Source organism: Aporhodopirellula rubra, from assembly GCF_014192335.1.
Lineage (GTDB): Bacteria > Planctomycetota > Planctomycetia > Pirellulales > Pirellulaceae > Rhodopirellula > Rhodopirellula rubra.
Map to the genome: position 1 here is coordinate 236,291 of NZ_JACHXU010000012.1, position 24,396 is coordinate 260,686.

The window sequence follows — 24,396 nt, forward strand, 5'->3', positions numbered from 1 at the left end:
CGCCACAATTACCCTTAAGGGCAATCAGGGGATAGAATGGTCGCCGGTGGGCCCCCCAATTCCCCCGCATCGATTTCCTACGGTAACCGAAACCGAACGAGAGGATCGCATCGTCATGCTGTTTCAGGTACTGCCCAACGAAAAAACGCAGTTGGAATACGAGAAACATGCCGTGTGGATGCACTTTGTCGATCCGGGTTGCCCGATCGAAACGGACCAGCGGGGCGTTGTCCAAAACGGTTCGATCCCAAAGTGCTAAATCGCCCTGGGAACGTGTCCGAGACAATGGTGTCATCCCCATGCATCGTTACTGTTAAGCTGCCCGAGTCGCTCAGCTTCCTCGCAAAGGGTCGGAACACAATTGCAGTGTCCACGCCCAATCCTATTCAATCTCATCCTTGTCTCGAATTCGGAAACCTCCATTGAAAAAGACTGTCGTTTCGTCCGTTTGTTGCCTCGCCCTCTCTCTGACCCTCGGATGCGGAATCGAGGAGGCACTCAGTTCCCCGGAAACCATCGAGCAACCCAAGACGACCAACGTTTTGGAAAATGCGACGGAAGAAGAAATCCAAAAGACTCGCGACCTGATTGCGGAGGAGGAAGCGAAAATGGAAGAGTTCTACAACGCCGGCCCCTACAAAGACGCGATGGATCGAAAAAATGCGTTGGCCCGCGAAGAAGCAGAAGCATACCGAGCGGAAAACGCAGACAGTGATGCTTCCTCCGACCCAATCACACCTCCCAATGAGCTGGCCTTGCCGGTTGGTTCAGCCGGTCCTCGCGATGCACTCGCTCTGCCCGAGTGAGCAGGTGGAGCATCGCGTGAAAGCGTGAAAAATCACCTTCATCATGCGACAATAAGCAGCGAATTTTCAATGCGGCGAACAGTGACGCGGCTGACATCGACACGGCTCACACAAACGATTCGTAAAAAGTGGAGCAACGAGGAGTCGGCGAGAGGAGACGCCGTCTTATTGAGCGAAGCGTTTGGAAACCCTGCGTCCAGCCCGGTACCGGAACAGGGAGTGTGGCCGGAAACCTAACTGCCGCCTAGCCAGATCCAAAACCGGCGTGCCAGCGACCGTTTGTCCTGAAGTGCGAGGTATCCGACTTCGCCGCACCGTACCGCGTCCGCTTTGCTGGGCGGCAATTCGATGATGGCCTCAAAACGAGGCGAGATCCACTCAACGGTTGGGGCACCTTGTCGGGCCGCCGTGTTCGGAACGACCGGTACCGGACCTCCCGCACTCGCCGCGAGTGCCGGATGCGATACCGTGACACTGCCTCGAGGACGCATCTCCGTCGGAATGATGTCGAGCCATTGGCCACCGCGGAAGCAAACTCGAAGAGGCTGCTGTTTAACGAACGCCTCGCGATACGCGTTCATTTCCTCTTCACCGATCGACAATAGCAATTCTTTGTGCGACCGGTTCCCGATTCGTGTCAACTCATCGCCGACGGAAACGAATTGATCATTGAGTTGATGGATCAGCGGCGTCAAAATCTCACCATCACGCGTCGCTTTCACTTTCAACGATGCAACCTGTTCGTCCAACTCGACGAGTTTGCGGCGGAGGCTTTCACTTCGCTGAGTCGACGCCTCGGCGAGTCCCAACAATTCACTGTGTTCGTTGCGTTGCCACTTGATCGCTTCGGCTTCCAACTGAAACTGAATCTCATCGCGTTGAACTTCGATCTCCTCGTTCTCGATCTGCATAACCACTTGGCCCGCCCTAACGAACTCTCCCGTATTCCAATAAACGTGGCGTACAAACCCGCTCACCGGAGATCGCAGGACCTCTTCGCCGGAGAATCTCGCTACGACGGGAACCTCGACGATTAGCGGCGAGGGGAGCGCCAAGAAGAATTGACCGATCGTCATGATTGTTAAGGCAACCCACGCGATCCGCCGACGGTGTGAACCACGCGAGAATGATTCGCCGGATCCGGTATATGTCCAAATCCGGTAGCACCATCGTGTCGCGGGAATCACCGCCCACAACATCAACGCACAAGCGGCGACTAATAATCCGAGAGGCCCAGCCCACATCGACACCACAATTACCAAACCGCCCATCCAGACGAATTGGAAGACAATCGACGCGGCGGCGTGCAGGGTCGCGAAACCACTCCGCCATCCAGACAGATGACTCGCCGCCGGAACGAGTCCGAACAAACGATGCTCGATACGTCCGCCCAGGAGTTTGCGTCCTTGCTCGCGGAGGTTGGGAATGTCAACGAGATCCGAAACCACGTAGTAGCCGTCCAACCTGAGCAACGGGTTGGCGTTGACGAGCAGCGTGGCGGGTCCTGCGAGAAAAAAGACTTGCGCCGCAACGTGAGCGATCACTCCACCGGGAAACAACCACCAAACCCACAACGCGATGCTGGCGCAGATCAACTCGAAGTACACGCCCCCCAACGCGATCGCGACACGAGATCGCCGCTGAGGCAATTTCCACGCGTCCGTTACGTCGACGTATGCCAAAGGTGCGAACAAAAAGAACATCACACCGGCCCGACCTACGCGGACTCCATAATGACATGCCGTGCAAGCGTGTCCCGTTTCGTGGATGACCTTCAATACCATCCAGGCACCAATCATCACCAACCATTGGTTGGAATCAAAGATCCGCAGCAATTCTCCACTCAACCTCGAATGCTGCGACGCGGCGAACAGCATCGAGACGACAATCCCAACGCAGGCTAACACCCTCACGTACCCGCCGAGCAATGGTCGGACGATCGGCGTCACGCGTTTGGCCCAAGGAGCGGCGTGCAAAAGCGGCAACCGGAGACTGATCACGTAGCTGCACCAGGTCACCAGCGAGGCGAACAGGGCAGCCACACGACTTTTGGCTTCCGTCGCACCCTCGGGACTCGGTCGTTGCTGTCGTGGTTCGGTCTGTTCTTTGTCAAACAGAGTCTCCACAGAACTCGGCTGCGATTCACTCGCGAGGGCACGCTCGATTGATGGCGTTTCGACTGTGGGGTCCGCAGCGGGGGATTGCGTGATCGCGATTTTTTGTGCGACGAGAACACCGATGAAGTCGGCAACATCCTGCGGCGTCCAATCCAACCCGTCATCACTGAGTTGCTGAACAATTTCGGTGACCGATCGTGTGCCATCGAGCATCATGGCGACGTGGTATTCAGCGGCACCAAACTGAAAATGGACTCCGGTCCCCGCGTGCACGCACCGGGCCATCGAAATACCAGCGATCTCGATCGGCGTAAACTCGACGTCGGGATCGATTTGGATCATCGTCGGCGAAGCAGGCACAGGCTGCGGCGTTGCCTCGGCCGTTGCGTTCGTTTCCGCGACGCGGCTCGCGGATGAATCATTCGGTACAGAATCGGGATTCGGCGACGCCCGATTGTCTTTCTCCGGCGCAGCGTCAGGCAACACCGACCATCCCGCTTTCGCGAAGAAGGGCTCGCTTTCATTATTCGCAGTCACGTCGCGAGACGTTTGCGAATCACTGCCTGTTGGCTCGCGCATTACCATCCGACCACCCAACCGATCTTGCGCAGCGGAACACGAACCCACTTCCAAACCCAGGGACGCGTCGGCCCGAGAACAACGGCTTCACCCCGCATCCCCACCCGCAACTCGGTCGCGGACGTCTCATCGTTAGTCATTTGCTGCGACACGAACATCGGCGTTTCGGGTTCGAGGAACATGTCATGATCAACGGATACCCGTTCGTCCATCGTTGGCATCGGTGTTTTGGCGATGAAGACGTTTTCGTCGTCACGGATGGTTGCCGATGGCCAAATTGATCCGATCTGTGAACGGAAATCGGTTCGCCCCACGGCGGGAAAGTAGAATTCGACGGGCGCGTTGTGTTCAACGAATCCGATCTCAACTTCTGGAATTTCCAGCTCGACCTCCAAACTGCCGTTGGGTGCGATTTCAAGCAGCGTTTGACCGATCTCCAACGGCGTCCCGAGTGAATGCTGCAGGTCGCCTTGAATCACGACTCCATCAATCGGACTGGTAACAATCAATTGACTCAGACGTCGAGTAATTAACTCACGGCGGCGCGACAGTGATTTACGTTTCAGTCCTGCTAATTGAGCTTGCGCGATCTGCCCGCTCGCCAATCCGATGTCTTCGTCCTTGGTCGCTTCAGCGATTTCCGAAGTGATCGCTTCGAGTTCGATGCGTAAGGGCCGCCCGTCGAGTTCGATCAACGGATCGCCCTTGGAAACACGATCCCCCGGTTGAACGTGGGCCACTAAAAGTGTCGCGTCAATCGGCGCGGCAACCCGGCGTGAATTCATCGCCGTGACCGTCGCCGCGGCAGGAATGCGATAGGAAACGGGAATGCATGCCAACATCAGAACCAGCAGTGCGGCGATACCGAACGTTCCCCGCTTGGACCACCACCGCGACAACACACTGGCGATTCGTCCGAGTTGGCCGCTGGCAGGACGACTAAAAAAGACCGTCGCCGTTGCATCTACCGCTTCTTTGGGCAACATCTCCGCAAAGCGTTTCAAGACCGTGTTGTCGCCCTGAGGCGGACGAATCCAAATGCGACCGAACGATTCAACACCACTCCGATTAGCAGCATTCGAGTTGGCAGCATTCGGGTCGACACCCGTCTCTTGATCGGCACCGGCATCCTGTGATTTTTTTGGAATCAATTCCACAACGAGGTTTGCCGACTCCCAGCGAACGATCGCCTTCAATTCTTCGGGCGTCGGATTCTTTTCGAGACGGCTCTTCAGCGATTGATAGATCGAATTGTCCGCACCGAGCCAACCAAGTCGTGAGTCGAGCAAACGCGACAACCGCCCGCCGCGTTCCGCGTCGCCGCCACGGATCCCCCAACCCAATCGCACCGTATGATCGGGAAGCCTTTCCGCGATCTGAGTAACGATGCATTGAGCCGCCACGTCTCGATCCGGAGACGCGGCGATCCCCGTCAGCAGCGGATGCCACAAGAGTTTGAACTGACGCGCCGCCATCGTTGCTGCCGTTCGCAGCGCAATCATCTCTTGCTCCGGCGCAGACGGATGCACTTTCCTGCCGTCTTGTGGATTCGACTGAACCACCGATTGCACGTCAGCACTGCCGTTTGCCGCACCACTGCGCATCACGGGCGATGCGACGGGATTGGCCGTTGCTTTTGGATTGCCGTGAGTGACAGGTGAGCTGGAATGCATGATACGTTGTACCTTCGGAAGTCGTTTTTCGAATTCTGCTGGATTGATTGGGATGACCGGAGAGCGGACAGGTTCTTAGCGTCTCGTCGCGCCGCGCAGCGATGCTTGACCAGGAACAACATCCGGCAGTGTTTGCCCCGGTGTGATCCGCATCGACAGTCGATCTCCGGGGCGGAGTTGGTTTTCGGGATTCGGAATCAAAACACGGATCAACACCGTGCCGCTTTCGCCATTGATCGCCGGTGCAATCGACTCGATCTCGGCGTCGACGGTTTGCCGTGCCGCGCGAAAGTAAACTTGGGCTGCCATTCCAGGCCGCATCGCAAACGAAGACTCCGCCGGCACGTTGAAGACTCCGATCAACACATCCGTTCGAATCAAACGCAAAATGGCGGCGTTCCCGGGAGTGACCGCGGCGCCCGCATCAAGGCGTTTCGCCGCAACAACCCCATCAAACGGCGCGAGAACTCTTCGCTGCTGAACCTGCAATTCCAACCGTTTGAGTTCGGTTTCGCGGAGCCGTTTCTGTTCCACTGCGATTTGCAACCGGGCGTTGGCCATTTCGAGGTCCATCTTTGCCCGGCGGAGTTCCTCGGCGCCGGCCATGCGATCGGTGTGCAGCGTTTGCAACTGTTCGACACGATAAGTCTGCAGTGTTCGCGCGGCTTCGGCGGACTTAACTTCACCTTCCATCGACGCTTGCATCATCGCTACCTCAGCCGCGGCCCGCTGGATCCCGTCGTCGAGCTGCGCGAGCAGTTGTCCCTCACGGACCAATTGCCCGAGTTCCACCGGAACCGCGACCAGTTGGCCGAACTCATCGGTACTGAGTTCAACATCACGAATCGCTTCGGCGAATCCTTCGTAGCTGGTGTGAGTCAACGCGGTCGGATCCGCCGCGTTGACCGGCGATGTTGCGGCGACCATCGTGACGAAGACGCTCATCAGGATCGCCGCAGGGTACAGACGATTCATTTTAGCTCTCACGTTAATGTTCTGAATGTTCTCGGACATGTGCAAACTCACGGGGAGATTTCTCCGTTCAGGTTGTCGTTGAGATCGAGTTCGATCATGCGTGGTTCCGCAATCAACGATTCCCCGGATTGATCTTCGTCGTTCGGCGATTCGGGCAACGGTTGGGCCCACGTTTCGAGTGACAGTTGGCGTTCATCGATCGGCGCCGTTTGCAGGACTTCTACCCCGATACTGTTGCCCGGTCGGATCGGCTCGACACCTTCGCGGATGAGGAAGGTTCCCATTGCTTGTTGAAGAGCAATGAGTTCGAGGATGTAATTGACCTGCGCCGACACGTAGGATTGCTCCGCTTCGGTACGTCGTTTCTGCGTCTCGAGGAGATCTTCGAGAATCAGGGCCGTGGGGCCTCCGTCGCCGGCGAGCATCTCCCACCGTTTCGTCGCAACGGCTTCTTCACGCACGGCGGCCGCCAATGTCGCTGCTTTGCTGCGACGAAGATCCGCACCGGCTTTCACACGAATAACCGACGTCTCGATCTCTCGTCTCGCCGTCAACAACGCATCGCGTAATTCATCACCACGTTGGCGATACCTCAATTGGGCTTCGCGATGCCGACTCTTCGCCGCTCGCCTGCCCCACGGAAGGTTGTAAGTCAACGCCGCCGTGATCCCCGGCCCGCCGTCGGTGTACTGGTTCACCCACGATTGCCCGATGTTGTTGTTCGAGCTGAGCCCAGCGAGATAGGCTTCGATGACCGCATTGAGCCGTGGCATCAATTCATTGCGAGTCACGTTGACATCGAGTCCCGCCGAGGCGAGCTGTTCAGTCGCGGCTTGAACATCACCGCGGTACTCAAGACCGCGAACAATACAGTCCCGCACATTGATTGGTTCTTCAGGAAAGTTCGGCTGTGCGGTCGGAATCAGTTCGATCGAGTCGTCGAGGGAAATCAACAGTGGACTGCCCACCAACGTTTTCAAACGCACTTGCAAACGCTGCACTTCGGCGCGGAGCTCGATCCTGCGGTCATTGTCCGACGCCAACCGACGTTGGATCTTGATCTCCTGCAACGGCCCGGAATCGTAATCCCCACGTGCCGAAACGATCGCCCCGATTCGCTCGCCACGTTCGATTAACGCGAGTTGCTGAACATAGTGACTGCGTCGTTCGTGCAATCGCCAGAACGCAGACAGTGTTTCAACAAGGTGCCCCTCGAGATCCAACCTCAACTGTTGCCACGCGATCCGACTGTCGATCGACGCAGCAGTAACCAATCGCGTGTTATAGACCTTGCCACTGGTCGCCATGAGCGGCTGCGTGATGCTGAGGTTCAGCCGCGAATTACCTTGGTGAGCCGGATCGAAGAAAATACTGTTACTCGTCAGCGTTCCGACCTCTTGGCTTAAATCAATCACCGTCCCTTGACGCGTCAGCTTTCGCACTCCGGCGTTGGCGGTCCAAGAATCTTGAATCAAGCGAGGTGGTCCGCCGGTCGTCAAGGTGCTGCCGACCGGATCGTTGACACGGTTCACTCCCGTTTCGAGCAGGACGGCAGGATCGAACGCGGCATCTTGTTGAATGATTTTCTCGTAGGCGATCGAGGTCCGATTGCTGATCGCGGAAATCCGCGGGCTCGATTGCAACGTGTCGGTCAACATTGTTGCCACGTCAAACTGCAAATAGTTCGGCGCGTCGAGCAGGTAACCGTGCACACGCTCCTGCCACCACGGTTCTTCTCCGATTGCCGCGTCCGGTGTCGCGGCGGATCTCTCTGCCGGTGCGATCGCTGCATGGGGTGGTGTCGCTCTTGCAGGCGCGACCGGCATTGCCGTCGCCGTCCACCTGTCCGTCGGCGGTGCTGTTGCCGGAATGCTCCACCGTTGGCCAACGGACTCGTCCTGCACAACCGTCTCGACCGGCGCGATCGCTGAATTTTCTTTCTGCGACACGGCCGCTAAGAAAGCTTCAAACGATGCATCCACGTTATCCGTATACGGTTTTACGATCTCGTGAGACGGACTCACGTTGCGATCGGCGCGCGCATCCCCGGACGCAATCGTTTCAGATCCTCGCCTTCCCCAGAATGACGTTCTCGATCGTGCTCCGGAATCGGCGGCGTCTGCCCCTGACGCCATCCAATATCCAGCCAACACGGTCGTAGAAACGGCAAACATTGCCACCAGAAGACGTTTTGAGCTTCGTTTTGTCACGTGCGCACGTGATCCCGATGCGATTCGCAGGAATCGCACGAGTCGGTAATCGCGGCGAGCGTGCCTTGGGCGAAGCATCCCTATCCGGTCGAAAAGGTGATTAGGCGTCATGAGACGCGAAGAGATCTAAGAACTGCAGCAATGCCGCTGCGGGCAGTCGTACACGAAACCTTCACATAAGCGCAAAACTAGTGCACGACTGTCTCTTATTCGGGCCACACCTAGGGTCGGGTTGCAACGATGATTCCGAAATGACGGGCTGAACTCAAAGGAGCTGGTTGTTTTCGGAATTATCCGAACGGGCTGCCTGACCTGAATAGTTTCCGCATTTAACGCCTCTCGCCTGTTTTCTCATGAGCACGCAAAGATATGCCGTTTAGGTCAATGAGGTAACATTCATGACCAAACGAAACTTCCATTTCTTTCGACTCGAAGATCGCGTGCTCCTTTCCGGTGAAGGGCTCGATCCAACGCTCGAAATGATCCCCGATGGCGACGCCATGGCCGATTTGCAGTCGGACGTCGATGCGTTGCAGACCGACCTTGACGCGATCGAAGCCGCGGTGCTGGCCGCCGCTGGCGAAGCGTTGCCCAACGATACCGACGACGGACCGTCCGACGTCGAAATTTCGGACATCATCGATCCCGCGACGGGCATCGATTCGTTAGACCCGGCACGTCCGATCGAAGTCATTTTCATTGATGCGGGCGTGGAAGATAGTGAATCACTGATCGCGGGACTGCGTGACAACGGCGAGAACGGCACGCAGTGGGTACTCGTGCATTTGGAGAGTGATTCCAACGGGATCGAGCAGATCACATCAACGCTCAGTTCACTCTCGAGTGTTGACGCCATTCATTTGCTCTCGCACGGTGACGGCGAAGGTGTGCAACTGGGCAACGTGAAACTCGACCAGGAAACATCACTGGAGCACGCCGGTGACATCGCGTCGTGGGGCCATGCCCTGGACAACGACGCTGACTTGCTGATCTACGGTTGTGATTTAGCGAGCACCACCGAGGGTCAAGACTTGATCGAGATGCTGGCGCTGGTTTGCAACTGCGACGTCGCGGCCAGTGACGACGCGACCGGACATGCAGACTTGGGTGGTGACTGGATTCTCGAATACTCCGTGGGCGACGTGACGACAGAGGTTGCGTTCGGATTCGCGGCTCAGGCGTCGTGGTTTGATACCCTGGCAACGATCACGGTCACCACCACCGATGACGAGAACGATGGTAACACTTCAAACATCACCGCGCTCGAAGGATCCCCGGGCGGAACGGGGATCTCGCTTCGCGAGGCGATTAGGGCGGCCAACAACACGGCCGGCGCTGACACGATTGTCCTGGGGGCCGGAACCTACGTCTTGGACATCACGGGCCAGTTCGAGAACGCATCCGTGACGGGCGACCTAGACGTTACGAGCCAAATCACGATCACCGGTGATCGCCTTGACACGACTATCCTCGATGCATCCTCGCTCGGCGATCGAATCTTCTACATCACCAACGCCGGTGTCTTAACAATCAGTGACATGACGTTGACAGGCGCGTCATCCGGCACCGAGGAAGGGGCAGCCGTCTACAACGAAGGCAATTTCTCGGCGACCGATGTAGCCTTCACCAACAACACCGTCGGAAACGTCGGGGGCGGTGCGATCTATTCTCGAGGAACGACGACACTTGATCGCACCTCATTGATCGGGAATACCAGTGGTGCGAGCGGTGGTGCGATTCACGTTTACAACGGAACCACCACGATTACCAACTCGACGATCAGCGGCAACACCACGGAATACTATGGCGGTGGTCTCTACGCCGAAAACGCAGGCAGCACGGTAAACATCGTGCATTCAACGATCGCTGATAACACGGTGCTAAATACCAACGGTTATGGGGGTGGTGTCTACGTTACCGCAGCAACGGTCAACACCGAAGCTTCCATCTTTGCGGACAACACGTCCAATTTGGGTGGCAGTGACATCAACGGCACGATTGTCAGCGGCGGCTACAACATCATTGAACACAACAGTGGTTTCAGCGGCACCGTGGGAACCGACATCGTGGGCAGCGATCCATCCTTGGCTGCGTTAAGCATCGATGCCACATCGGGGCAATCTGTCCATGTGATCGACAACAGCAGCATTGCCTACAACGCAGCGACCAGTTCGTCAACGGTGGAAGATCAACGCGGCGTCACACGTGACGGCTCGCCTGACATTGGTGCTTACGAACAGGAAGCACCACCAGAGTTGCTTGCGCACTATCAATTCAATTCTGGTTCGGGAGCCACTGACAGTAGCGGCAACGGCTTGGACGGAGTCCTTCAAGGTGACGCGTCGGTTGACACCACCAGTGGAACGAACCAAGTCGGTGACGGAAAACTGACGCTCGATGGAACGGGTGACTACGTCGACCTATCGGCAAACATCGGGAGTTTTTCGGGCTTGAGTTCCGGAACCGTTGCTGCCTGGGTCAAACTTTCCACATCGGGATTCTCAACCATCTTCGACATGAGCGACGGTGCGACCAGCAACTTCGCATCGCTATGGGTTGAAAACGGCAATCTCATTTGGGCGGTCAGCTCGGGCGGCACAGCCCTCATGCGTGCGACCTCGACGGCAACGATTAACGACGACACTTGGCATCACGTGGCAGTCACCACCAATGGAAGTGGCACTAAACTCTATATCGATGGGGTGCATCTGACCGGCGGTGACGTGACCTATTCACAAGGCGACGCAACGACGACAACCTTTTTGGACGACCTAGCTGGTGCCTCATCCGTCAAACTGGGTGCTTACGACACGGGTTCTGTTGGCGGTGAATTCACCGGCCTGATCGATGACGCGAGAGTGTACACCTCCGCCCTCAACGACTCGGACATGACGGCTCTCTATGCCTACCGATCCGAAACTCCCACCGATCTCACCATCACAGAAACGAATGATGGCGGTTTGAGCATCAACGAAGACGGCGGAAACGACGCGTATTTGATCGCGGAGGATGGACTGGGCATCCCAACCAACCTTACAAAAATCACCTACGAAGTTCAATTTTCGGCAACGCAAACGACATCATTGACACCTCTGATCTCTTACGCGACCGGAGCAGATTCCAATGAATTCATGGTCAGCTTCCAGGACAACGGCAACTTGCATGTGTTCATAGGAGACCATCTCACATCCTCCGCGATTGACTATCGCACGATCACCGACGGAACTCAACATTCACTGGCGTTGACATGGGATTCGTCGGGCGGAGACTGGAAAATTTTTGTCGACGGATTGCTGGTTGACAGTGGAACCGGATTTGCCACTGGAAATACGATCGACAGTGGAGGCACATTAGTATTCGGCCATGAACAAGATTCCCTCGATGGCGGTTACAGCAGCGGACAATTGTTCTCCGGCAAACTCTTTGACGCGAGAGTATTTGACGACGTTCGGACTGAATCGGAAATCGCACAAAGCTATCGAAGCGAACTCCCACACGATGAAGCCAACTTGATCGCAAACTGGCGATTCGATGACTTGTCGAGCAACGGGATCGCAACCGAATCTGTGTCGGGAAACAATTTAACGGTGAAACATGTTGCAGGTGGCGGTTTCACGAACAGCAATCCCACGCTAACTCTCAGCGTCAATGAAAACGCTGCGCAGGGAACAGTGATTGGATTTATCGACGGCTCTGATCTAGAGAGGACGGCCAAAATTTCATCGCTCCTGGCCGCGGATGCAGATCTACGATACTCGGCTGAAACGGGCAAATTTCACAAGCTTATCAGCACGACCGATACTTGGGTAAACGCGCAGTCCTCTGCCATTGCCATGACGTTGGGCGGCGTCTCTGGCCAACTGTTGACAATCGATTCGGCCGCTGAAAATGAGTTAGCTACTTCGTACGCAATCACCGCAGGTGGACACATCTGGCTTGGCTACTCAGACCAAGTTGTCGAGGGAGAATTCCGAGAGTACACCGGCACATCCGCTGGACGTGTCATTTGGCGTGGTACGGCGTCCGGTACTGCAGTAGACGGCGTCTATACAAATTGGCAGGCGGGAGAACCTAACGATTCTGGCGGCAGTCAAGATTTTGGAAAACTATACACGACCGGCACCTGGGATGACGAAGGTAGCGGATCGACATTTCGATCGGTGGTGGAATGGGATGCCGACGCCGTTTTGGACAACGACAATGCGCTGACCTATTCAATTCAATCGCAAACCGTCCCAGGTGCGTTCGCGATCAATGCCAGCACGGGAACAATAACGGTTGCCGACGGATCGCTGCTGGACTACGAGACCAACGCGACTCACTCGTTGACCGTTCGCGTGTCGGACGTCGATTCGAATACCTACGATGAAGTTTTCACCATTTCATTAAATGACTTGGTCGAGTCCAACAATGCGCCAACCGATCTGTCGAGCGGCATCGAGCTGAATGCCGACGGCGGCAACGACGCCTATTTGGTCGCCGATGATGGGGGAGCAGTATTAGCAGGTCTAAGTCAACTCACTTATGAAACAACCTTTCAAGCTGAAACCAACACCGACACAATTCTGGTTTCCTACGCATCCACCTCGACTCAGCACAACGACTTTTTGATCGAACTCAACGGCGACGGTACAGCCAGCATGCTGATCAACGGTAGTGCCGTTATTGCCTCGAGCATTGACTACAATAGTCTAATGGATGGTGAAACTCATCACCTTGCGTTCTCATGGGATAACACCAATGGAAATTGGGCATTATATGTTGATGGTGACCTAACGGATTCCGGTTCTGGTCTTGCCACGGGACAGACTTTGCGAGGTACGGCAGGAACGAGCGAGCTTGTATTCGGGCAGGAACAGGACGATCTACTTGACGATTTTGATTCAAGTCAAATTTTCTCTGGCACGATCTACGATGTTCGAATTTGGAACGAAGTCCGCAGCCAAACGGAGATATCCCTTAACTACCAAAACAAAATCAGCGGCGGAAGCATACCATCTGGCCTGATCGCAAATTGGCAGATGGATGGGTTCAATGGATTCGGCGAAGTAGTCGACATCGTCAGCGGCAACAACCTAAGCGTCGGTCACGCGACCGGCCCTGGCTTCATCGCCAGCACGCCAGTCGAAGACCTGCACATTGCCGAAAACAGTGCCGATGGCACAACCGTTGGCTATGCCATGCCGAGCGATCCGGATGTAAGCAATGACATCGTCAGCGATGGATTGTTCACGGAAGCGTCCCCGTCGACCAGTCAATACGGTGTCTCAGGTACGTTCGGCGATTGGACGGTCTCTCGAGCTACTGTTGATCTGTTCTCCATCAGCGATTGGCAGTCTCCGCTTGGTGGACGTGTTGTCAACTTAGACGGCTCTGCACCAGGAACGATTGAACAAACGCTGACCACCGTCGCGGGGCAACAGTACCAAGTCGTCTTCTCCTTATCAGGAGACTTTAGCGGTGGCGAAGCGGTGAAAAACCTACGAGTGAGTGCGAGCGGGACGAGCGCCAATTTTGAAGCGACTCAAACGAGCAATTGGTCGTGGGGTGAAACCGGTGCCTTTGAGCAGCGCAGCTTTACCTTCACAGCGGACGGCAATACCTCGTTGCTCCAGTTCCACTCGCTCGAAGGCGCGTCGAGCACCTACGGTCCCTACATTGCTGATATTCAAGTCATCGAAATCCCCGCCGCAGTGACGGCGATTTTGGACAACGACGCTTCTCTGTCTTACGACGCCGGGACCGGAAAATTCTACCGGGCGGTGAACTCATCGATTACTTGGTCGGCCGCACAAACCGCAGCCCTCAACGCGGGCCTCAACGGTATCCAAGGTGAACTGGTGACGATCGAATCACAGTACGAGAACGATCTGATTGTCACCCTATCGCAAGGGCTTAGCGACGACGCATGGCTCGGTGCGTCTGACCAAGACACCGAGGGAACGTGGAAGTGGTACGACGGCACAAACGCAAACGAAACCTTTTGGATTGGCGACGCTGGGGGTACCGCTCAAACGGGACACTACACCAACTGGTCGACCATCGAGCCTAACGATTCGTTTGGAGAAGACTTCGCAGAAATTAGAAAAGCTACCGGCGAATGGAACGATCTCAACGGGGGCGGAACCAACGCCTACATCATCCAGTGGAATGCTGGCGAAGTCCTCTCCAACTTCACGTTCAGCCTGACCGATGACGCGGGCGGTCGCTTTGCGATCAACGAGAGCACCGGCGAAATAACCGTCGCGAACGGAACGCTGCTCAACTATGAAGCAGCAAACTCGCACAGCGTTGTTGTGCAAACGACAGATGCAACGGGAAATTCCTATAACGAATCCATGTCGATCGCGGTCGATGATGCCAATGATGCGCCAGTGATGTCGCCATATGCCCCGACGTACAACACAACCGAAGACGCCGCTGCATTCAGCGCAAACGTATCCGCACTACTCGGCTCAAGTGTTAGCGATGCTGACACAGGAGCGGTTGAAGGGATCGCAGTCTACGGCCAAACCGGCAGCACGGGAACGCTGGAATTCAGCATCAACGGCGGCAGTTCATGGCAAACGTTCAGCTCTCTCTCTGAAACGAATGCCACGTTGCTCCGCGCGACGGACCTGTTTCGGTTCACTCCCGATGGAGTCTCGGGCGGAACTATGACGCTGGATTACTACGCGTGGGATCAAACCGATGGAACCGCCGGCTCCGGCGCCGATGTTTCTTCGCGAGGCGGTACAACGGCCTACAGCACCACCGATGACACCGTCACGATTAATGTTTCGGATATCAACGATGAACAAACGGTCTCCACCAATGACGGTGCGACGTTCGACGAAGGCTCGTCGGGCAACACAATCACTTCCGCCATGCTAGAAACCACGGATATCGACAACACCACCAGCGAATTGACTTACTCGGTGACAGGAAGCCCCAGTCACGGCCAATTGATGGTTGATGGAATATCCGCAACAACATTCACGCAAGCCGACATCAACGCGGGCCGAGTCACGTACAACCACGACGACAGCGAGAACTTTTCGGACAGTTTTTCGTTCAGCGTCGATGACGGGGCTGGCGCGGCATCGACGGGTTCGTTCAGCATCACGCTAAACCCGATCAACGACAACGCGGTCGCTATCACTAGTGATGGTGGTGGAGCAACCGCCAGCCTCAATGTGAATGAAACGGTGTCCTTCGTCACTCAGGTCACCGTCAGCGATGCTGACATGCCGGGCGACACGATGACGTATTCGATCATCGGCGGTACCGACCAAGCGGACTTCACGATCGATTCGTCAGGTAATTTGACGTTTGTCAGCCCACCCGACTACGAAACCCCGGACGACAGCGATTCGGACAACGTGTACGAAGTCACGGTCCAGGTCAGCGACGGAGTCCACACCGATAGCCAGACGATCACTGTCACCGTGTTGGACGTGCAAAGCACTGCATTAAACGTCACCACCACCTCGGATGTTGATGACACCGGCTTGGGTGCCACCTACACAATTGAAGAACTATATGCCGTTGGCGGGGGAACCGACGGTGAGATCTCGCTCCGTGAGGCGATCATTGCTGCCAACAACACCCTTGGTCAAGACACGATCAACTTTGAAATTCTCAACAGCGACGCGGGCTACTCCGGGACCGCAGGAACCGACGCCTACTGGCAAATTTCGCTAACGGCTGCTCTGCCCACGATCACCGAATCTGTCATCCTCGACGGTACATCACAGACAACCTTCGGCGGCAACGTCAATCCCGGCACACTCGGAGTCGTTAACGAAGCGGGCACGAACGCTCAAGCAATCAGCGATGTCGAACGACCTGAGATCGCAATCGTCGGCGCATCGGGCTTTTCGGGAATCGTTATCGGTGGAGACAACGTGACCGTGCAAGGCTTTTCAATGTACGGCTTCTCTTCAGGGGCTGCCATCTATATCAACGACGCAGTCCAGAACACATTCATCGACTCGAATGAATTGGGCGTGCCCCCTACCGGCATCACCGATCCGGGGGCTGCTTTGAACAACCAGATCCACGTTCAGTCGGTTGGTGCGGACAACGGCACGCTATCAAATAACATTCTCGCGTACTCCAAATCGACCGGACTCTACGCCAGCAACGGGTCCGACGGATGGTCAATCACCGGCAACCAATTCATCGACAGCGGCTACAACTACAGCAACGGTGACGCGATTGCCATGAACGGTTCGATCGGCGGATCCATTGATGGTAACTACTTCACCGGCAGTTCCACGCAAGCGATCATCCTATCGGGATCCAGCAGCGGCATCACAATCAGTGACAACACGATCGTTGGCAACGGAGTCGGTCCCGTCACCGGCTCACACGTGCAGTACGATGCCATCGCGCTGCGAAATGGAACCAACAACATCACGTTGACGCACAACATCATCGCCGAAAACTACGGTGCAGGTATCCTCGTCAACGATGGCGCCTTTGGCATTGAGATCACCGAAAACTCGATCTACGGAAACGGAAACGTCCTCTCTCGCCAAGGCGCCACCGCCAGTGGAATCGCTGGCATTGACTTACAGGGCACAGGCGAAAACGCCAGCCTTGGGACGGCGCCTTACTACACCGCTAACGACGCAGGAGATGCCGACACCGGCGGCAACTCGCTGCAGAACTTCCCCGTCATCACGCAAGCCATCAGCAACGGTTCGCAGATTACGCTTTTGGGCAATTTCAACAGCGTCGCCAATGAAACCTTCACAATCGAATTCTTTACGTCGGCTTCATACGCCAATGGATATGGACAAGGACAGACTTTCGTCGGTTCGATCAGTGTCACGACCGACGGCAGTGGCAATGCCGCGTTCAACTATGTTCGGTCGGGAAGCTTCGATGCCAGCGAATTCGTCACCGCTACGGCGACAAACGACTCAACCAAAGAAACATCGGAGTTTGCGGCTCAAGTAGCGATAAACGGACCGGTTTACGCAAACCAAGATGACGGACATTTAGAGTTCGATGGAACCGATGACTACGTTGCCATTACGTCGTCACCTGAATTGACGATGTCGAACACGATGACGATGGAAGCTTGGGTCCGTCCCGATGCGTCGGCGAACACCGATCGCATGATCCTCAATAAGGAAGGTGAATACGAAATGTCGGTGGACGCAGACGGTTCCATCAAATGGGCGTTTGCCAACTCGGACCCTGGTTGGGCATGGCACGACACGAATTACACCTTGACCGACGGTGAATGGGCTCACGTCGCCGTATCCTACAACAACGGAACGGTGTCCACCTACGTCAACGGCGAGCTTGTCGAGGTCTACGAGGGAAGCGGAACCATCGGAGATTCCCACCCGACGTTGAATGAGCTTCACATCGGCGGTCGCGGAAACAATCCGACCGGACAGTACTTCCAAGGCGGAATCGACGACGTTCGAGTGTGGAATGTCGTCCGTTCACAAGCCGAAATCCGTGACGGCATCGATACACCTCCAACAGGATCCGAAACGGGACTGGTCGGCTACTACCAATTCAATGGTTCGGGTACGACCGTCGTCGACGCATCCGGCGATGGGAACCACGGCACACTCGGCGGTGGCGTCAGTGACCAAGAACCAACTCGATTCTCATACATTGTCAATGAGGACAGCACGCTCAGTGTGCTGGTCGCCAACGGTTTGCTCGTTAACGATGTCGACACAGATGATGACCCGTTGACGATCACCGAAATCAATGGCAACAACGCGGATATCGGCAACAACATCACACTGCCATCAGGTGCGACGATCCAACTGGAAGCGGACGGGAGTTTCAGCTACATCCCCGGACCCAACTACCAATACTTAACCGACGGCGAAACCGCCACGGAAACATTCTCCTATACCGTCAGCGATGGAAACGGCAACACCGACACCACCTCTGTTACGATCACCATCGTCGGCGTTAACGACGCCCCGGTGCTGGACGACAACTATTCCACGGCGTTTGACGCGATTACCGAAGACGACGTTGACAACAGCGGACAATCCGTCGCGTCAATCTTAGCATCCTCAGGTCAAGACATCTTGACCGATGCTGACAACGACCCCGAGGGGATCGCAATCGTTGCATCGAATCCTGGAAATGGAGTCTGGGAATACTCCACCAATGGCGGCTCCAACTGGACCGGCATAGGCAGCGTCAGCGACGCAAACGCCTTGTTGCTGCAATCCACGGACCTCGTTCGATTCAACCCCAATGGTGAACTGGGAACGACCGCCAGCATCAATTTCCGCGGCTGGGACGAAACTTCCGGAACGGCAGGCTCCTTTCATAATATCACCGCCACTGGCGGCGACTCCGCTTTCAGTAGCAATACAGAATCGGCGACCATTGTCGTCGGTGACCGCAACGATGCGCCGGTCTTAGACAATACCGGCGACGTCACACTGACCGCCGAAGCTGAAGACTCCGGTGCTCCTGTCGGCGCAGTCGGCACAGTCATTACCGATATCGTCTCATTGGGCGGGAATGTGACCGACGTAGACACGGGGTCACAAATCGGCATCGCAGTAACCGCTGCCGACACGACCAACGGCACGTGGTGGTACACGATCGATAGCGGATCGACTTGGAACGCATTGGGCAGCGTCAGCGACTCGTCCGCTCGCGTCTTGAACGCCAACAGTTCCACACGAGTCTATTTCGAGGCCAACGCAAACTATACAGGCACGGTTACCGACGCGATTACGTTCCGTGCTTGGGACCGCACTCTTGGACCCAACGGATCCTTGCAAGACGCGAGCACCAACGGTGGAATCACTGCGTTCTCATCCGCCACGGAAAGCGCTGACATCACCATCAATAGCGTGAACGACGCCCCCGTACTAGATGATTCGTTCCTTTATACGCTGTCGGCAATCAATGAAGACGAAACAACCAACGGCGGCCAAACCGTTGCATCCATCCTCTCCAGCAACGCCGGAACCGGAATCACCGACGTAGATACGAGTGCAGTGGAAGGCATCGCCATCCGAGCGATCAGTTCTAGCAGCGGGTACTGGGAATACTCTCTCAACGGCGGAACCGATTGGTCCGACATGGGAACTCTCAGCACGTCGAGTTCACTGGTTCTGCGAGACACCGACCTTGTGCGTTTCATCCCCGACGAAACGAATGGCGAACAAAGCAACCTGACCTTCGTCGCGTGGGACCAAACTGACGGATCGACGGCCGGAACGAAGGTCAACTCGTTAAGCACCGGTGGAACAACCGCATTCAGTAGCGAAGTCGCCGTGGCTCGAATCACAGTCACCGATGTCAACGATGCTCCGACATTGACCGATTCCGCTACCATTAACCTCGGCGAAACCAATGAAGACACCGACTCGGTCGCTAGCAGTGTTGCATCGATTTTGGCGAGCGCCGGGAGCAGCGACGTCGATTCATCTCCACTTTCTGGTTTAGCAGTAACGTCAACGACCGGAAACGGAACTTGGCAATACTCAACCGACGGCACTAACTGGACCGACTTCGGAACTGTTTCAACCAACAACGCGTTGCTCTTAACATCGACTAGCGAAGTTCGCTACTCACCCGACGGCATTGATGGAGAAACAGCCACATTTGGCTTCTTAGGCTGGGACCAAACAGTCTCATCCGGCAGTTCCTTCGGATCCCCAAGTCTGGCAGACCCGACCGGAAAGACGGGAGGCACAAACGAGTTTTCAGATCAGACAGCAACCGCTTCGATACTCGTCACATCGATCAACGACGCCGTCATCGCAGTCGCTGACACGGGCTCGGCTACCGAGGCGGGCGGCATTGCCAACGCGACCGCCGGAAGCGATGCGACCGGCAATGTATTGAGTAATGACAACGAAATTGATCCGGGCGACATTTTGAATGTCACAGGCGTTGCGACGGGCACCGTTGCCTCCGCCGACACCAATGTTGCAGCCTCCGTAACGGGCATCTATGGCTCCATCACGATTGCTGCAAACGGCAACTACACCTACGTCGTCGATGAAAACAACGCGATCGTGCAGTCGCTTCGAACAAGCGCAGATACGATCACTGACACATTCACTTACACGGTCACCGACAGCGGCGGAGCAACCTCGTCGACCCAAATCGTAGTTACGATTCATGGTCAGAACGATGCCCCGGTCGCCTTGACTGACAACGCTACCGCCGTCGAAGGCGGTGGACTGAACAACGCCGATGCCGGCACAAATCCGACAGGCAACGTTTTGACGAACGACACCGACGTCGACGCTGGTGACACGAAAACGGTTACGGGCAGTGTCGTCGGCGCAGCCACAGGCGCCCTGGGTGCATCAGTAGCGGGGACCTATGGATCCATCACAATCAACGCCGACGGCTCCTATAGCTACATTGTCGACAATAGCAACGCGGCCGTAGAAGCGCTGCGGACATCCTCTGACACGCTCGATGACGTGTTCACTTACACCATCACGGACACCGACGGTGCCACCTCGTCAACGCAAATTACAGTCACCATCGAAGGACAAAACGATGACCCAAACGCCATTGACGATAACCTAACAGCAGTGGAATCTGGCGGTGTGTCAAATGCCACTGCTGGGTCCGATGGAACTGGCAACGTACTGTCGAATGACACCGACAAAGATGCCGCGGATACCAAAACAGTCATTGGCGTTGTTTCAGGTTCCCAGTCAGTAGCGTCAGGGAACGTTGGCACAGGCGTGGCCGGCGCCTACGGCACCCTCACGATCGATGCAACGGGAAACGCGACGTTCGTCGTCGATGAAAACAACGCAGCCGTACAATCGCTGCGGACAGTCGGTGATACGCTAAGCGAAGTTTTCACCTACACCATCATCGACACTGCCGGTGCGGACGCAACCGCCGAAGTCACCGTGACGATTACGGGCCAGAACGACGCTCCTGTAGCTGTTGCGAATGCAGCCACCGCGATCGAAGCATCGGGCATGAACAACAACGTTTCCGGAACAGATCCGTCCGGAAATGTATTGACGAATGACACCGACTTGGACGGGGGCGATACCAAAACAGTGGTGGGCGTTGACACCGGGATCCAAGCGACAACCAGTGGCAGCGTCGGCGTAACGGTGATGGGAACGTATGGTGAGATCGTCATTAACTCCGACGGTTCTTACACCTACACGCTAGACAACGACAATGCAGCGGTCGACGCCCTGCTGGTAGGAGAATCACTCAGCGAAACATTCTCTTACACGATGCAGGACACCGCCGGCCTGCAATCCACCACCCAAATCGCGATCACAATCGACGGCCGCACGGACTTGCCAGTCGCAGAATCCGACATGGCCACGGCTGTCGAAGCCGGTGGGCTCAACAACGCGAGCCCGGGAAGCGATCCGTCCGGTAACGTCCTTGCTAACGACGCAGCAAACAATGGCAAAGTAGTTGTGGGTGTCGACGCCGGCATCACCGCACTGGCAACAGGCGACGTTGGCACGGAAGTGGTCGGCACCTACGGGAGCGTGGTGATCGACGCTAACGGCGACTTCACCTACACCCTGGACAACGACAACCTCGCCGTCGAAGCACTGCGCACTTCCGGTGAACATGTCACTGACGTCTTCACCTACTCGATGGAGGACAACGACAGTAACTCATCAACCACGCAACTCACAATCACGGTCGACGGAAACAATGACGTCATAATCGCCGTCGCCGACATTGGCACCGCTGTCGAGTCCGGCGGATTGAATAACGGGACCGCGGGCAGCAACGCGACTGGAAATCTCATCACCAACGACATCGATGTGGACTCCGGCGACACGAAATCAGTTGTTGGCGTCCAACTCGGAACGCAAACCTCCACATCGGGCAGCGTCGGTGCATCCGTCGCCGGTAACTACGGCCACATCGTCATCAACAACGACGGCAGCTATACCTACACAATCGACGAATCGCTCTCTGCCGTTCAGGCACTGAGAACGACTTCGGACACGTTGACCGAAACCTATTCCTACACCGTCACAGATACGGCAGGAACCGCCAGCACGACACAGATCGTGATCACGATTCAGGGCGGCAACGACACGCCCACTGCGGTCGTTGATGCGGCGACCGCTTATGAAGCTGGAGGCGTCACCAATGCAACACCTGGAACGGATCCGACAGGCAATGTCCTGACCAACGATACAGACGTTGATTCAGGGGATACCAAAACCGTTGTCGGAGTTGCGGCAGGGACGACGGGTTCGGCAGCGGGCAATGTAAATTCACCGGTGGTTGGAATCTACGGCAGTATCACCATCGCTGGCGACGGCAGCTACGCCTACGCCGTGGACAACGACAACTCGACCGTGCAGGCTCTACGAACCAGCGGTCAATTCGTTACCGACACGTTCACTTATACATTCGAGGACACCAATGGACTGAGTTCAACGACTCAAATCACCGTCACCGTCCGCGGCACCAATGATGCGATCGCAGCGACCGCCGACAACATGACGGCTACCGAAGCCGGTGGCACTGCCAACGACACCGCGGGCACCAATCCAACGATGAATGTGTTGGCCAACGACACGGACGTGGACGCAGGCGATACCAAGGCGGTCTCCGGCGTCGCCGCGGGTAACGTTGGATCGGCATCAGGAAGCGTTGGCGCGAGTGTCGCAGGCCAGTACGGCAACATCCAAATCGCTTCCGACGGAACGGCAACCTACACCGTTGACAACAGCAACACGAGTGTTCAAGCGTTGCTTAATTCCAGCGACACACTTACCGACGTGTTCACCTACACCGTCCAAGACACCAATGGTCTGGAATCGACGACTCAAGTCACCGTCACGATCGAAGGCGCCAATGACGCACCGGTCGCGATTGTCGACGCAGGCATCGCAGACGAATCCGGCGGCGTCTCGAACGCTACCGCAGGCAACAATGCGACCGGCAATGTTCTAACCAATGACAATCCCGTTGACACCGGAGACACCCACTCCGTTACCGGCTTGGCCACTGGCGTACAAAGTTCAACTACCGGCGGTGTCGGGTCCGGCGTCGTGGGGACGTATGGAACAATGAACATCGATTCCGCCGGCAACTACAGCTACGTGATCGACGAAACCAATACGGACGTCGAGGCGTTACGAACGTCCAGCGACACACTGAGTGAAGTGTTCTCGTACACTACCGAGGACGCTGCGGGGCTTTCATCGACATCGCAAATCACCATTACCATTCGGGGTGCTAATGACAATCCTGTCGCCATATTCGACACCGCGATCGCCATCGAGGCTGGCGGCGTCGGCAACGGGGCTGCGGGCACAAACCCAACCGGTAATGTGCTGACCAATGACACCGATGTTGATTCACTGGACACCAAAAATGTCGCCGGTGTCGTTGCGGGAGTCGCCGGTTCCGCCACAGGAAACGTGGGATCGGACGTTACGGGCACATACGGCAGCATCCATATCGACGCCAATGGCAACTACACCTACACCACTGACAATAACAACGCAGCCGTCGAAGCCCTTCGAAACAGCAGCGAAACGCTCGACGATGTGTTTACCTACACCACCATCGACGCAGCCGGCGGCACCTCGACAACACAAATCACCGTCACGATCCAAGGCAGCAACGATGAGCCCATTATATCGGTCGAAGCTGGTGACAGTGCAGCAGAATCGATCTCGGAAACCAATACGACACTCACGACCACCGGCACACTGACTGTCACCGACTTGGATTTGACCGACTCGGTGACATCCACGGTTAGCAGTGTCGTGGCCAGCGGTACCACAACCGGATTAGCCTCCGACAATGCCGCATTGCTAGCCATGCTGACCTCGACCACCAATGTCTTGGATTCCACCGAACAATCCGACAAGCTCAATTGGAATTTCAATTCTGCCAGTGAGACGTTCAACTATCTAGCCGTTGGTGAATCACTGACGCTGACCTACACCATCACCGTCACTGACATCGCGGGCACGACCGACACGCAAAATGTCGTCATCACCATCAACGGGACCAACGACGCTCCCGATGTGACGATCGGCGGCGGCAGCGCCGCCGTGACGCTCACCGA

7 protein-coding genes are annotated in these 24,396 nt (G+C 56.2%); 3 read left to right on the top strand and 4 right to left on the bottom strand.

What is annotated here, in order from left to right:
* Positions 1-115 precede the first annotated feature (115 nt).
* Together FHS27_RS17445 and FHS27_RS17450 are read left to right on the top strand one after the other, a co-directional pair.
* Positions 116-259 carry a hypothetical protein gene (locus FHS27_RS17445; RefSeq protein WP_184306155.1) on the top strand — a complete coding sequence of 48 codons (144 nt, stop codon included), beginning with the start codon at positions 116-118 and terminating at the stop codon, positions 257-259.
* Between the two features lie 163 nt (positions 260-422).
* On the top strand, positions 423-806 hold the full coding sequence (locus tag FHS27_RS17450) for a hypothetical protein (RefSeq protein WP_184306156.1): 384 nt from the start codon (positions 423-425) through the stop codon (positions 804-806).
* Positions 807-1,039: 233 nt separating this feature from the next.
* Here the strand turns inward: FHS27_RS17450 and FHS27_RS17455 are convergent, their stop codons facing one another.
* From FHS27_RS17455 to FHS27_RS17470, 4 genes are all read right to left on the bottom strand, one after another.
* A complete protein-coding gene (locus FHS27_RS17455; RefSeq protein WP_184306157.1) occupies positions 1,040-3,502 on the bottom strand; it encodes a site-2 protease family protein in 2,463 nt (820 codons plus the stop codon).
* Entirely contained in the window at positions 3,502-5,106 is a 1,605-nt protein-coding gene (locus tag FHS27_RS17460) for an efflux RND transporter periplasmic adaptor subunit (protein WP_184306180.1), read from the bottom strand. The genes FHS27_RS17455 and FHS27_RS17460 overlap by 1 nt, the downstream gene beginning before the upstream one ends.
* Before the next feature lie 144 nt (positions 5,107-5,250).
* A complete protein-coding gene (locus FHS27_RS17465; RefSeq protein ID WP_184306158.1) occupies positions 5,251-6,150 on the bottom strand; it encodes an efflux RND transporter periplasmic adaptor subunit in 900 nt (299 codons plus the stop codon).
* Between the two features lie 47 nt (positions 6,151-6,197).
* Complete coding sequence (locus FHS27_RS17470; RefSeq protein WP_315854605.1) at positions 6,198-8,174, bottom strand: TolC family protein; 1,977 nt, start codon at positions 8,172-8,174, stop codon at positions 6,198-6,200.
* A gap of 584 nt (positions 8,175-8,758) precedes the next feature.
* On the opposite strand from FHS27_RS17470, the gene FHS27_RS17475 reads away from it, so the two are divergent.
* Positions 8,759-24,396, top strand: a 15,638-nt coding sequence (locus FHS27_RS17475) for a VCBS domain-containing protein (protein WP_184306160.1), incomplete at its 3' end; no start/stop codon positions are given.